The organism is Canibacter zhuwentaonis (genome assembly GCF_018531145.1).
GTDB lineage: Bacteria > Actinomycetota > Actinomycetes > Actinomycetales > Microbacteriaceae > Canibacter > Canibacter zhuwentaonis.
This window is the reverse complement of sequence record NZ_JAHDSZ010000007.1, coordinates 14,176-28,266: the sequence shown is the minus strand read 5'-3', so window position 1 is coordinate 28,266 and position 14,091 is coordinate 14,176. Positions and strand designations below refer to the sequence as shown.

Sequence of the window (14,091 nt, the reverse complement as noted above, 5' to 3'; positions counted from 1 at the left end):
TTTAGCGTTCCGCTTCGGCCAGCAGCGCTTCGTACTCAGCGCTGGCGGCGCGGTTGTACTCTGTCATTTTGCGACCGCGGGCGCCGATCCACGCCCCAAACCAGACGGTTACCTCGCGCGCGATAACAGCGGCGATGAACACCCGCACGGCCAGCGCGATGCCCGCGAGCGCGGTTAACGATTCTCTCTCTAGAGCGAGTAGCCGGCGCAGTGCGACCTCGTGGTTGCCAGCCAGTTTTGGTTCGAAAATAAAACCGGCGGTAGTTGCCGCCCAGACAAACAGTGCGACCAGAAATCCGCCCAGCACGTACGCCCACCAGCCAGCACGACCCACTATTAGCACCAGCAGCGACAGACTCAGCCAGAATCCTGCGACCGCAGCAATGTAGCCCGGTGACATGAGATATGGCAGCAGTCCATCTGTGAGCACGGTTTCAAGCGGATAGTACTGCAGCTGCAAAAGCGCAATCGCGCCCGCGTAGAGCACTCCAAAAACGAGCGTTGCGAGCAGCGAAATTGCCACGCCCACGCCACGGTTGCCCTTCACCTCGGGTTGCATTGGCACCTGGGTATAAAAATCGGCCATCGGATTATCGTGCTCGTATTCACTAGCAAGCGGCGCAACATCGGGGGTTTGTGGTGCGGCGGCCGCGCTCGGCGGCGTAAGCGGGGTTTGCGCGTCAGTGAAATCTACTGTTGTGTACGCCCGGGTTGCTGCGCTCTGCGACTGCTGTGGCGCGGCTACCGGAGCCGCAACCGGGGCGGTCAGTGGCTGCTGCGGCGCTGACACAGGAGGCAGCACCGGCGCGGGCACTGGTTGCTGCGGCGCGGGCACTGGTTGCTGCGGCGTAAACACCGGGGCAACCTTTGGAGCTGCAACCGGCGCAGGCGGCAGTGTTACAGGCTGTAAACCAGACGCGGCTGCGCCCGCTGAAGCCTGCGTATCACCGATAAGCTGCGCGCCCGGTGTTTCGACACCGTTATTCTGTGAGGCTGTGGGCAAACCCTGTTCCTGCGTTGATTCGCGCGCGCTGGCCGAATACATTTCAGCGCCCGTTTCAAGCGGTGCTTCGACCTGTTCAGCTGATACCGCAGACTGTTGCGCCCGTACCGGCTGCGTAAACTCTGCCCGTTCAGCCTGCCGCGAACCAAGCGGTGTCGCCTCTGACCTTGCACCAAGCACAGGAGCAGCGGGTGGTAATGACGCCACAGTGGGCGCGGCTGACTCGACCGCAGTTTGTGCAGCACTCGCGGGCGACACCGTTGCAGCGTGATCCGCCGCAAACTGCGCGGGGCGGCGCGTCGCCGGCTGGTAAATCTCTGCGGTAGTTGGCGTAGCTGTTACGTATGCCGCCGCAGGCGCCAGCGCAACCGCTTCCTGTACGGTGAGCGTCTGCTCTCCAGAACCCGCGCCAGCGTTTTCGCGCTGCCTGCTAGCGATGAAGTCTGCGACCTCACTAGCGGCTTTTTGTAGTTTTGCCTCTTCTGCGATCGTTGCCTGCACGCTCAAAACCGGGTCGGCGGCGATGCCGTGAGCAACCGCGTTGTTGAGGTCCTCACGTGTTGACTCCTCCTCCGGGAGCGGTGTGCCAGGCTGTTTAGCAGCTGGATTTTCAGTCATGTTATCACCTTTCAAAACTACGGTTACTACCGGGAAAAATACCAAAAATTTTATGTGAATTACAGCTGGCGCGCCGTAAAACATCAATAATGTACGGTGATATACCGGAAAACACTAATAACTTGAATTACAGTGTATACGCCGTAAAACACAGATAAAACGCAACGCTGAGCGCCACAACCAATACTGCAAGACGCTCAACCTTGTGTTTTAAGCGGGTTTACTTATTTTCTTCGCCGAGGCGGTCAAGGGTTTCCTCAAGGCTGGCAGCCTCAAACTCGCCTCCCTGATACGCATCCGAGTCAACAAATGCTATATCGCTCTCGTCATACGCCATGTCAGCGCCAAACAGGCGATTCGGGTACAGCGCAGAGCGAGCCTCTTCCGTTGGCTCAACAATAACCCTACTGTACTTATCCAGACCCGTGCCGGCAGGAATCAGCTTACCGATAATCACGTTCTCTTTCAGACCAATTAGCGGATCAGTGCTGCCCTCACTCGCTGCTTGTGTCAGCACGCGAGTTGTCTCCTGAAAAGAGGCGGCTGATAGCCACGATTCGGTTGCCAGCGACGCTTTTGTGATACCCATAACCTCAGGACGCGCAGTAGCTGGCTTCTTACCCTCTAGCAGCGCTTCGCGGTTAATGGTCTGGTAGCGCGCGCGATCAATCAGCTCGCCCGGCAGCAGATCGGTTTCACCGTGATCAACAACAGTAACCTTGCGCAACATCTGTCGCACAATAACCTCAATGTGCTTATCGTGAATAGGCACACCCTGCGAACGGTAAACGCTCTGCACGCCACCAACCAGGTACTTCTGCACAGCGCGCTCGCCCGGCACATGCTTGCCGTTCTCGGTAGCACCCACCTGCAGCACATCCTTCGGGTCCAGCGTGCCCTGAATAAACGGCTGTCCAAGAGAAACACGATCACCGTCGTTAACAATCAGCGTGGTACGCTTCAAAACAGGGTAAATCCGCTCTTCAGAACCGTCATCAGGAATCAGAATAATGCGACGCGCTTTTTCTGTGTCTTCAATGGTGATACGTCCGCTAGCTTCCGCGATTGGAGAGCTGCCCTTTGGCGTGCGCGCCTCAAACAGCTCCTGCACGCGCGGCAGACCCTGCGTGATATCGTCAGCAGAAGCTGATCCGCCGGTGTGGAAAGTACGCATTGTCAGCTGCGTGCCCGGCTCACCAATTGACTGCGCGGCAATAATACCAACTGCCTCGCCAATATCCACGCGCTGACCCGTTGCCAGTGAGCGCCCGTAGCAGCTGGCGCAAACGCCAACTTTAGACTCACAGGTGAGCACAGAGCGAACCTTGATCTCGGTGATTCCAGCCTTTACAAACTTCGCAATTGCCACGTCGCCAACGTCAACACCAGCAGCGGCAACAACTTCGCCCTTGCTGTCAACAGCGTCGGCGGCTAGCGTACGCGCGTAAACAGAATTTTCAACGTCCTCACCAAGCACGAGCACACCGTTTGCGTCGGTCGTTGCAATTAACAGGTCAAGACCGCGACGCGTACCGCAGTCGGCTTCGCGAATGATCACATCCTGCGAAACGTCAACAAGACGGCGGGTTAGATAACCCGAGTCCGCCGTACGCAGCGCGGTATCAGCAAGACCCTTACGCGCACCGTGTGTCGCAATAAAGTACTCAGCAACAGAGAGACCCTCACGATACGAACTCACAATCGGGCGCGGAATAATCTCGCCCTTCGGGTCGCTCACAAGACCTCGCATACCCGCAATGTTGCGGATCTGCAGCCAGTTACCACGAGCACCGGAAGATACCATCCTGAAAATAGTGTTGTCTGCCGGGAAGCTCTCACGCATCGCAACAGCAACCTCTTCGGTTGCTTCCGTCCAGATGGCAACCAGTTCACGGTGGCGCTCTGCCTCAGTGATCATACCGCGGTCAAACTTCTGCTGCACAGCAGCAGCCTCAGCCTCGTGCTTGCTCAGAATCTCAGCCTTGTTACCGGGGGTTACGATATCGCTCAGCGCAACGGTCACACCCGAACGGCTTGCCCAATAGAAACCTGCGTCTTTAATCGCGTCAAGAGTTTCAGCAACCTGCACTTTCGGGTAACGCTCCGCCAGGTCATTAACCAGCCCCGACAGGGTGCCCTTGTCAGCAACCTTGTCAAAGTATGGGTAGTCTGATGGCAACGCCTCGTTAAAGAGCGCCCTGCCAAGCGTTGTTTCTAACAGGGTTGCGTCATCAGCTGTCACGCCTTCAGCATCTGTGTACCCGCGCAAGCGGATCTTCACAAGCGCGCCCAGATCAAGAGTTCCCTGATCAAAAGCGAATATTGCCTCAGCAACAGAGCTGAATGCGCGAGACTCCCCGATAGCTCCAGGCTTCACAGTTGTGAGATGGTGCAGACCGATAATCATATCCTGCGCTGGCAGTGTTACAGGGCGACCGTCAGACGGCTTCAAAATATTGTTTGATGCGAGCATCAACATCCGCGCCTCGGCCTGCGCTTCAACAGACAGCGGCAAATGCACAGCCATCTGGTCGCCGTCAAAATCGGCGTTAAAAGCGGCGCAAACTAACGGGTGCAGCTGAATTGCCTTACCCTCGACGAGCTGCGGCTCAAAAGCCTGAATACCCAAGCGGTGCAGCGTTGGTGCGCGGTTAAGCAGCACCGGACGCTCGCGAATAACCTCTTCAAGCACATCCCAAACCTCAGGACGCGCGCGTTCAACCATCCGCTTGGCAGCCTTCACGTTTTGCGCGTGCAGCATATCAATAAGCCGCTTCATAACAAAAGGCTTGAACAACTCTAGCGCCATCTGCTTTGGCAAACCGCACTGGTGCAGTTTCAGCTGCGGACCAACCACAATAACCGAACGACCCGAGTAGTCAACGCGCTTACCGAGCAAGTTTTGACGGAAACGACCGGCTTTGCCTTTGAGCATATCGCTCAGTGACTTTAGCGCACGGTTGCTTGTGCCCGCCACGGGGCGGCCGCGCCTGCCGTTATCGAACAGCGCGTCAACAGCTTCCTGCAGCATCCGCTTTTCGTTATTAATAATCATTTCCGGAGCGCCCAGATCAAGCAGCCGGCGCAAACGGTTGTTACGGTTAATTACGCGGCGGTACAGATCGTTCAAATCGCTCGTTGCGAAACGACCACCGTCAAGCTGCACCATCGGGCGCAGCTCTGGAGGAATCACAGGGATTGCATCGAGCACCATAGCAGCCGGGCTAGCGCCGGTCTTCAGGAAGCTATTAACAACGCGTAAACGCTTGATCGCGCGGATCTTCTTCTGCCCTTTGCCCTCCGCAATTTGCAAGTGCAGGCTGTCGCTTTCTGCCTGCAGGTCAAGGTCAAGCAAACGACGCTTAATCGCCTCAGCACCCATATAAGCCTCAAAGTACTCGCCATAACGATCCACAAGCTCCTGGAATACGTCATTCTCAGCGCGCAAATCACCGGTTTTAAGGTTTTTAAACTCTGCCCAAACCTCTTCGAGCAGGTTGATTTTATCGTCGGCATCGCGGCGCATCCGAGCCATTTCACGGTCTGCGGCGTTTTTGATGCGTTTTTTCTGATCCGCTTTTGCGCCCTCAGCCTCAAGCCGCGCTAAATCGGTTTCAGCCTGCTGCTGGCGCTTAGAAATGTCGAGATCACGCGCAGATTCTAGCTGGCGAATCTCCGAGCGAAGCTCCGCCTCAAGCTCTGGCAGATCTTCGTGGCGACCCTCTTCATCAACGTCAATAACCATATTAGCGGCAAAGTAGATAACCTTTTCAAGATCCTTTGGCGCGAGATCGAGCAGGTAACCAAGGCGGCTCGGCACGCCCTTGAAATACCAGATGTGGGTTACAGGAGCGGCAAGCTCAATGTGCCCCATACGCTCACGGCGCACACTTGATTTAGTAACTTCAACCTGGCAGCGCTCACAGCGCACCCCGTTATAGCGAATCCGCTTGTACTTGCCGCAGGCGCACTCCCAGTCACGGCTTGGACCGAATATCTGTTCACCAAACAGACCATCACGCTCCGGTTTTAGTGTGCGATAGTTGATCGTTTCTGGTTTTTTAACCTCACCATACGACCACTCGCGGATGTTATCTGCTGTTGCAAGACTGATCCGCAATTCATTGAAACTGATTCTTTCGAGCAATGTTCTCCTTAAAATAGGAAGACTAATAAGTTCTATGTGTTTAGGGGAGCTTAGATTTCGTCAATTGACGCTGGCTCCATGTGCGATGACATCTTGATTCCTGAGTCCTCTGTTGGGCGAGAAGTTTTCTGCTGCTCGTTGAGGCTCACAGGTTTTCCGGCAGCGTCTAGCGCTTCAACATTTAGGCAGAGCGACTGCATTTCTTTCATCAGCACCCTAAACGACTCTGGCACACCTGGCTCTGGAATATTTTCACCGCGCACAATCGCTTCGTAAGCATTCACGCGACCCGGAATATCATCAGATTTCACGGTCAATAACTCTTGCAGCGCGTATGCGGCACCGTAAGCTTCAAGCGCCCACACCTCCATCTCACCGAAACGCTGACCACCGAACTGAGCTTTACCGCCCAGTGGCTGCTGCGTAATCATCGAGTAAGGGCCGGTTGAACGCGCGTGAATCTTGTCATCAACAAGGTGGTGCAGCTTCAGGATGTACATGTATCCAACAGAGATCGGATACGGGAAGGGCTCACCCGAGCGGCCGTCAAACAGCCGCGTTTTACCGGTTGCGTCGATCAGGCGCACACCGTCACGAGTCGGCAGGGTCGAATCTAGCAGACCTGCGATTTCAGCCTCGGTTGCGCCGTCAAAAACCGGTGTTGCAACCTTGGTGTCCGGATCCGCCTGGTATGCATTAACAGGCAGGTTTTTCAGCCATTCTGCGGTCTCATCAACCTTCCAGCCCTGTTTTGCAATCCAGCCGAGGTGGGTTTCAAGCACCTGCCCAAAGTTCATACGACCAGGAATGCCGAGCGGATTCAGGATCACGTCAACCGGGGTTCCGTCTGCCAAGAACGGCATATCTTCAACCGGCAGAATCTTCGAGATTACACCCTTGTTACCGTGGCGACCAGCAAGCTTATCACCCTCGGTAATCTTACGCTTCTGCGCGATGTAAACAACAACTCGCTGGTTTACACCCGAGCCGAGCTCTTCGTCACCGTCATCGTTCTTCTCAAACACTTTAACCGCGGTTACAGTTCCGGAAACACCGTGCGGCACACGCAGTGAGGTGTCACGCACTTCGCGGCTCTTCTCGTTGAAAATCGCGCGCAGCAGACGTTCTTCAGCGCTCAGCTCGGTTTCACCCTTAGGCGTCACCTTACCAACGAGAATATCACCGGGGCGCACCTCGGCACCGATGCGCACAATACCACGCTCGTCAAGGTCTTTTAGAGCCTCTTGTGACGCGCTCGGCAGATCACGGGTGATCTCTTCGCGACCGAGTTTAGTGTCGCGCGAGTCAATGTCGTACTCTGAGATGTGGATCGACGACAGGGTGTCATCTTTCACGAGATTCTGGCTCAGGATAATAGCGTCCTCATAGTTAAGACCCTCCCACGGCATAAATGCCACGAGCAGATTTTTACCCAGTGCAAGCTCACCGTTCTCCGTTGCAGGGCCGTCAGCAATAACCTCGCCAACCTCAACGCGCTCACCCTCGCGCACAATAACGCGGTGGTTGTAGTTCGTGCCCTGGTTAGAGCGGTTGAACTTGCGCATATGGTACACATCGCTATTGCCCTCATCGCGCTGCACAACAACCTGATCCGCTGAAACATAGCTGACAACGCCAGCGTTCTTTGCGATCACAACATCGCCAGCGTCAATCGCCGCGTAACCCTCCATACCGGTTCCCACGAGCGGGCTTTCCGAACGCAGTAGCGGCACAGCCTGGCGCTGCATATTCGCGCCCATCAGCGCACGGTTAGCGTCATCGTGCTCAAGGAACGGAATTAGCGAGGTTGCAACAGAAACCATCTGTCGCGGCGAAACATCCATATAGTTGATGCGACCGGCATCAACCAGGGTCACCTCAGAACCACGCGGACGCGCCAGCACGCGCTCATCAGCGAGTTTACCCTGCTTGTCAAGGCGCGCACCCGCCTGCGCGATCAGGTACATATCCTCTTCGTGCGCGGTGAGATAGTCAATCTGGTCTGTTACAACACGATCAATAACGCGGCGGTAAGGGGTTTCGATGAAGCCGAAAGAGTTGATGCGCGCAAATGTTGCGAGCGCACCAATCAGACCAATGTTTGGCCCCTCCGGGGTTTCAATCGGGCACATTCTGCCGTAGTGAGAAGGGTGCACATCTCGCACCTCAACACCTGCACGGTCACGTGACAGACCGCCAGGACCCAGCGCAGACAAGCGGCGCTTGTTGGTGAGACCGGCTAGCGGATTGTTTTGATCCATGAACTGCGACAGCTGGCTAGTGCCGAAAAACTCTTTAATTGCCGCCAAAACCGGGCGGGTGTTGATCAGCGTGTTTGGAGTGATCGCCTCAATATCCTGAGTTGTCATCCGCTCTCGCACAACGCGCTCCATGCGACCAAGACCGGTGCGCACCTGATTCTGGATCAGCTCACCGACCGCGCGAATGCGACGGTTACCGAAGTGGTCGATGTCGTCAACATCAACGCGGATATCAGTAACTTCACCGTCGTATATGCCCGGGATGGTTTTGTCACCGGCGTGCAGGGCAACCAGGTATTTGATAGTTGTTACAATGTCTTCAATTGTTAGCGTGGACTGCTCGATAGGCAGTGCCAACCCTAGTTTGCGGTTGATCTTGTAGCGACCAACTTTTGCAAGATCGTAGCGCTTAGGGCGAAAATAGCTGTTGTCGAGCAGCGCACGCGCGGCCTCAATAGCAACCTGATCACCCGGACGCTGCTTGTGGTAAATATCTTTCAGCGCGTCTTCTTGAGACTCGATGGTGTCTTTTTCAAGCGTTAGCGCGATTGACTCGTAGCCCGCGTACTCTTCAAGAATATCGGCAGAGCTCAGACCCAATGCCTTTAAGAAAACAGTAACCGACTGTTTACGCTTGCGGTCGATGCGCACAGAAACCTGATCGCGCTTGTCGATCTCAAACTCGAGCCATGAGCCGCGGCTTGGGATAATGCGCGCGCTGAAAATATCTTTGTCGCTGTTTTTTTCTTGGATACGCTCAAAGTAAACACCGGGCGAGCGCACCAGCTGCGACACGATCACACGCTCGGTGCCGTTGATAATAAAGGTGCCCTTGTCGGTCATAATCGGGAAGTCACCCATATAAACCGTCTGACTCTTTACAACCTCGGTTTCTTTGTTATAGAATGCTGCCTCTACGTAAAGCGGAGCGGCATATGTTTTACCTCGTTCTTTACACTCTTCGATACTGTATTTCTGCTCGTCAAGAATTGGGTTTTCAAACGACAGCTCCATGATGTCGCTGTTGTCTTCAATCGGTGAAATTTCAGCAAAGATCTCTTCAAGACCGCTGGTTTGTGACACGTCGTCACGCCCCTCGGCTGCCGCTGCGGCGGCGCGCTCACGCCACGCAGAGTTGCCGACCAGCCAGTCAAAGCTCTCTGTCTGCAGCGCGAGCAGGTCGGGCACTGCAAAACTCTCTGATATCTTCGCAAACGAAAGACGCTCGTGATTGCGTCCGTTCTTTGGTGCGTTGGATGCGTTATTAGCAACAGCCAAGGAAACTACCTCCGGATTGCCTGTTAGGCGATATTATTAGAATTGAGTCTGATCTCTACCTACATTTACCCCGGGAATAAATAGAGACTCTGAATTAAACGCCACCGACCGCTATATGAGGGCAGACTTAACCCAGGGTTAAGTATCCATTATATTCCATTAGTATCTAAAAACACAACAAGAAGGCGCAGCAAACGCACATGACAGAAATTGGCAGGCGCATTTTAGCCAGCGGCGACACCGCGGTAATAGAGACAGATCCCTACAATCCCGGCGCGCTGCAGCTATCTGTCAACGGTGTTGCACAGTCGCACGTGCACCCGAGCGCCCCACACAAGCTGTTCTTCGAGTACGTGCAGCGCATTGGCAACATTATCGACGCCTACTGCAACCCCGGCAAGCCCTTCACAGCGCTGCACCTGGGCGGCGGCGCTCTCACACTGCCCCGCTATATCGCGGCAACAAGACCCCGCTCACAGCAGCAGGTAATTGAAATCAGTGCCGATCTTATAGATTTCGTGCGCGAGCACATCCCCCTCCCCAAAAATCACGGAATCCGGGTGCGGATCGGTGACGCCCGCGCGGTCGCAAGCAAACTCCCCAGCGGGCTGCAGGGCGCGGTGGATATTTGCGTTGCAGACGTTTTTAACGGCAGCCGCACCCCCGCGCACCTAACCAGCATAGAGTTTTATCAAACCCTGCGTCCGCTCTTAAAACCCGAGGGGCTACTCATAATCAACACCGCCGCGAGCAACGCGGGCAACTTTTTAAAGCGCGAACTGGCAACGGTTAGCGCCCTGTTTGCTCACGTTACTGTTGTTGGTGTGCCGCGCGTGCTCAAGGGTAAAAGCGTTGGCAATATTGTTGTTGTGGCAAGCACGGATAACAGCGTTTGTGAGCTGCTGCCGTGCAGTATGAGCGCTGGCCCGTATCCCGCAGCAACCCTTGAAAAAGCTAAGCTTACAGCCTATATTGCGGGCGCGAAACCGATCACCGACGCAGCCCCTTTAGCCTCCCCCGAGCTACCCGAAACACTGTTCGGGTAGCCGCGCTAGGTTGCATACAGCCTCACAAAGTTTTTCAGCACGCGCTGCGAGGCGACAACATCCGCCGCCGCGATCTGCGCGAGCAGGTCATCAATTGTGGCGGGATCAAAATAGCCGTGGTCACGGTAGGCATAGATCCGCTGTTTAAAGGTCTCCGGTTCAAGTTCCGGATGAAACTGGGTTGCGTACACGTTCTGACCCACCTTAAACGCCTGCACGGGGCAGTTTTCGCCGCTAGCCAGCACGCTAAAATGCGCGGGGGCTGCCAGCAGAGCTTCTTTATGCCCTACATAGGCGTCAAACACGGTAGAAACACCGGCAAACAGCGGATCCGCCTCCCCCGCTGCGGTGAGCTGGACGGTTATCACCTGAATATCTTCGCCGTTTGTGTTACTAACGACGGCTCCCTGGTGATTGCCCAGCGTGCCAACCCCGTAGCAGATACCCAAGAACGGATAATCGAGCGCAACAACCCCGTCGAGCAGCGCCGCAAATTCACGCTCAACTCGCAGCTCTGTTACGGTTTTCTGCGCGTCACTGTTGCTAACTGTGAACGGCGAGCCGGCGAGAATGATGCCGGAATACTCGGCAAGATCGATTCCTGCAATTTCGCTCTGCTCTGCACGCAGCCACGCCAGCTCGCCTTCGCCGGTAAGCCCTGTGAGCTTGCGATACGAGTTTACCTCCGGATACACGAGCGTATCATCGGCACGGCTTGTGATTAGCAAAAATGGTTTCATGGCACAGTAAAGAATACCGGCTAAAGACGCTGCAAGAAAGTTGTGTTACAAAATGTTGCGAGAGCACAGCGGGCTATTTTGCTAGCTCGGCAGTCAGAAAATCGCTAATATCTTGCAGCTCGGCGGCGCAGATTGAGTGCGCAATGCCGTCATAGTGCCGCTCAGTAAGCGTTGTGTGCGCGGGTGACCATGCGCTTGTGATCTTAATTGCGCCGTGACCTATCACAGGATCTAGCGGATCACGACCCCAAAACAGCGGCGGTTTAATTTCACGCAGCCGCGCATCGCCAGCAAACTCACCGGGTGAAATAAAGCCAGAGCAGTTTACGCCCGCGAGGTATTCTGTGGGGCGCTCGCGGAGCATAGTTGTTACCATCACTCCGCCCTGCGAGAACCCCATAAGCGCAACCGTGTCAAGTTTGCCACCGATTGATTCTAGGGTTGTGCGCAGTGAGTCGATCCACTCGATAACCGCACGAGCAGCCACCAGAGCGATGCCCTCGCTGTCGTCTGGCTCAACACCACCCGGCTGCAGGGAGAGCGGAAACCACGAGTATCCGCCGCTGTCGCCGTAAGAGTCAAGCACAGCGCGTACGCTCGCGCACACAAAGGTTGCTGGCAGCTTGTCTACCAGCTGAATCAGGTCGTTTTCGTTTGACCCTAAACCGTGCATTAGCACGAGCAATGGCTGACCGGCGGCAAGAGCTGCCATGGCGTGCTGCTCGGATGTTTGCGAACCGTTAACAGCCCACTTAATAACCGCGCGATCAAGTTGCAATGTCTGCTGTGCCATATTTTAGACCTCATTTCAGAAGTTGTTGTAAAACCATCATAAATGAAGATTATGAGTAAAAAAACGCCCCTGCCGAGCAGTAACCTCGAGCGGGGGCAGTGGCTCCGACGGGCATCGATCCCGTGACCTTTCGATTTTCAGTCGAACGCTCTACCAACTGAGCTACAGAGCCAGGGGAATAAAAATACCCCTTAGATAAAGAACCTTGCAGAGTCAAACTCTGCAAGGTCTCTATCTGCGACCCTGACGGGACTTGAACCCGCGACCTCCGCCGTGACAGGGCGGCGCGCTAACCAACTGCGCCACAGAGCCATATTTATTTCTATTGGTGGTGACCCCAACGGGATTCGAACCCGTGTTACCGCCGTGAAAGGGCGACGTCCTAGGCCACTAGACGATGGGGCCGGATTGCGCCGGAGCGCCATCTTAACACCATATAATATGTTACACACTCTCAAAACAGAACGCAAATAGACCAAGCTAAAACAACAAAAACCGCGATTCTTCTGGCGTGTCACACGATCCGCTAGCTATCCCTCAAGCATTCTAAAGAACCTATTCTTTGAGATGTTGTTATACTCGTAAGAGCCGTCACTCGTGCGCTGCTCAAAGCTGATGCTCTCGCCACTCTGCCGCAGCAGCCCGATTAGGGTTGGTTCGTGCGCATTCCAGAGAATCCACGAACTCATGCCAGAGTCATCGCCCAGGTAAGTAACCTCAATAACGCGATCGCCAACCTGCAACAGCGTTGGTGTCAGTAACTGACTCTGAAAAACCAGCTCGCTCCTGTTTTGACCGTGATTACTCATATAATCTGCCGCCTTCTTTGTGTAGTGTGTTTTAACCTAGGTTACATTATCGCTCAGGAAAGCGCTGCCAAGCTGCGCCATCGACCATAGATCTGCTGTGTGAACAAGCTCCCTGACAGAGTGCATTGACAACAGCGGCACGCCGCAGTCAATTGTCGCAATACCCAGGTTAGCCGCGCTAATCGGGCCAATGGTTGTGCCACAAGAAACCGCGTTATTAGACACAAAAACCTGCGACTTTACACCCGCCTGCCGTGTTATACGATGCCACAGAGCCGCACCCTGCGCGCTTGACGCATAGTGCTGGTTGGCGTTAATTTTCAGCATTGCGCCGCCACCTGCCAAAGGGCGGGCTTCCGGATCGTGCTTTTCTGTGTAATTGGGGTGCACCGAGTGCCCCGCATCAATTGACAACAGCACGCTTTTAGCGCGAGCGCGCAGCAGGGCATCAGTATCTGCGGACACCTCCGCTGTGCCGAGCCTGCTCAGCAGGCGCGTAATCACGTCGTTTAAAAAGGTTCCGCACGCACCCGAGTGCGTTAGCGACCCGACCTCTTCGTGATCGTAAATCACGGTGAGCAAAACCTGATTTTGCGGCTGGGCTGCGTGCACAATCGCGTGCAGCCCAGCAAAAGTTCCAGTCAGGTTATCAAGCCGCCCGGAGCTTAAAAAGTCACCGCTTGCGCCGATTACGGCGGGAGCTTGTGTGTCGGCAAGCTGCAGATCCCACCCGGCAATATCATCCGCCGCAATCCCCGCTGCGCTCGCGATCAGCTCGCGGGCGCTTTCACCGCTCACTCCCAAAACCGGGTGCAAATGCTGCTGCGGATTAAGTTGCAGCGACTTATTAGCGCTGCCGTCAAGGTGGATCGCGAGCGATGGGATGCGAGCCACAGCGGCGGTTTTCACAAGGTGGTTTTTACCCGCGCTATCAACAACCAGCCCGGCAATGGCAAGGTCACGATCAACCCACGAACTGTACTGAGGCCCGCCGTAAACCTCAATATTTAGCTGACTCCAGCCAGCCGTCACGGTATCAGGCTCTGGCTTAACTTTAAACCCGGGAGAATCACTGTGCGCACCGATAATGCGCATCGCAGCATCGGCGCGAGCTTGCAGCCCCACGCGCCACGCAATTAGCGCCCCGTCGCGGCGCACAAAACCGGCCAGACCGGGCGTAATCTGCCACGGCTCTGTTTCAAAAAACTCGCTAAAACCCGCGCGTCGCAGCGCCGCAGCGCCCTCCGCAACAGTGTGATACGCTGTTGGTGACGCTACAACATACGAGGCAAAAGCCTGCGTATAAGCTGCAACGCTCGTAATATTTTTAAGCTCTGTGTGTGCCACTTAAAACTACTGCTCCAAAAGCTACTCAGGTTATACCGAGGGCGACCGA

General features: G+C 55.3%; 8 protein-coding genes and 3 tRNA genes. 1 reads left to right on the top strand and 10 read right to left on the bottom strand.

The genetic code is table 11. From position 1 onward, the window contains the following. Position 1 precedes the first annotated feature (1 nt). From KJY78_RS04540 to rpoB, 3 genes are all read right to left on the bottom strand, one after another. Positions 2-1,621 carry a hypothetical protein gene (locus tag KJY78_RS04540; protein WP_214337427.1) on the bottom strand — a complete coding sequence of 540 codons (1,620 nt, stop codon included), beginning with the start codon at positions 1,619-1,621 and terminating at the stop codon, positions 2-4. Positions 1,622-1,841: 220 nt separating this feature from the next. Continuing rightward, positions 1,842-5,768 carry a DNA-directed RNA polymerase subunit beta' gene (gene rpoC, locus KJY78_RS04535; RefSeq protein ID WP_214337426.1) on the bottom strand — a complete coding sequence of 1,309 codons (3,927 nt, stop codon included), beginning with the start codon at positions 5,766-5,768 and terminating at the stop codon, positions 1,842-1,844. Positions 5,769-5,818: 50 nt separating this feature from the next. Next, the gene (gene rpoB, locus KJY78_RS04530; RefSeq protein WP_214337425.1) at positions 5,819-9,307 is read right to left on the bottom strand and encodes a DNA-directed RNA polymerase subunit beta; all 3,489 of its coding nucleotides are present in this window, start codon (positions 9,305-9,307) and stop codon (positions 5,819-5,821) included. Positions 9,308-9,507: 200 nt separating this feature from the next. Here rpoB and KJY78_RS04525 point away from each other — a divergent pair, with 200 nt between their 5' ends. Then, complete coding sequence (locus tag KJY78_RS04525) at positions 9,508-10,353, top strand: spermidine synthase (RefSeq protein ID WP_214337424.1); 846 nt, start codon at positions 9,508-9,510, stop codon at positions 10,351-10,353. 5 nt (positions 10,354-10,358) lie between these two features. On the opposite strand, the gene KJY78_RS04520 is transcribed toward KJY78_RS04525, so the two are convergent. The 7 genes from KJY78_RS04520 to KJY78_RS04490 form a co-directional block, all read right to left on the bottom strand. Then, on the bottom strand, positions 10,359-11,093 hold the full coding sequence (locus tag KJY78_RS04520; RefSeq protein ID WP_214337423.1) for a glutamine amidotransferase: 735 nt from the start codon (positions 11,091-11,093) through the stop codon (positions 10,359-10,361). 73 nt (positions 11,094-11,166) lie between these two features. Then, entirely contained in the window at positions 11,167-11,886 is a 720-nt protein-coding gene (locus KJY78_RS04515) for an alpha/beta hydrolase (RefSeq protein WP_214337422.1), read from the bottom strand. Positions 11,887-11,985: 99 nt separating this feature from the next. Next, a tRNA-Phe gene (locus KJY78_RS04510) sits at positions 11,986-12,058 on the bottom strand. Between the two features lie 66 nt (positions 12,059-12,124). Next, positions 12,125-12,198, bottom strand: a tRNA-Asp gene (locus KJY78_RS04505). 17 nt (positions 12,199-12,215) lie between these two features. Beyond that, positions 12,216-12,291, bottom strand: a tRNA-Glu gene (locus tag KJY78_RS04500). A gap of 125 nt (positions 12,292-12,416) precedes the next feature. After that, positions 12,417-12,695 (bottom strand): hypothetical protein, encoded by a 279-nt coding sequence (locus KJY78_RS04495; protein ID WP_214337421.1) that lies wholly within the window; start codon positions 12,693-12,695, stop codon positions 12,417-12,419. A gap of 36 nt (positions 12,696-12,731) precedes the next feature. Beyond that, positions 12,732-14,042, bottom strand: coding sequence for a M18 family aminopeptidase (locus KJY78_RS04490; RefSeq protein WP_348771197.1), 1,311 nt, complete (start codon positions 14,040-14,042; stop codon positions 12,732-12,734). Between the last annotated feature and the right edge of the window lie 49 nt (positions 14,043-14,091).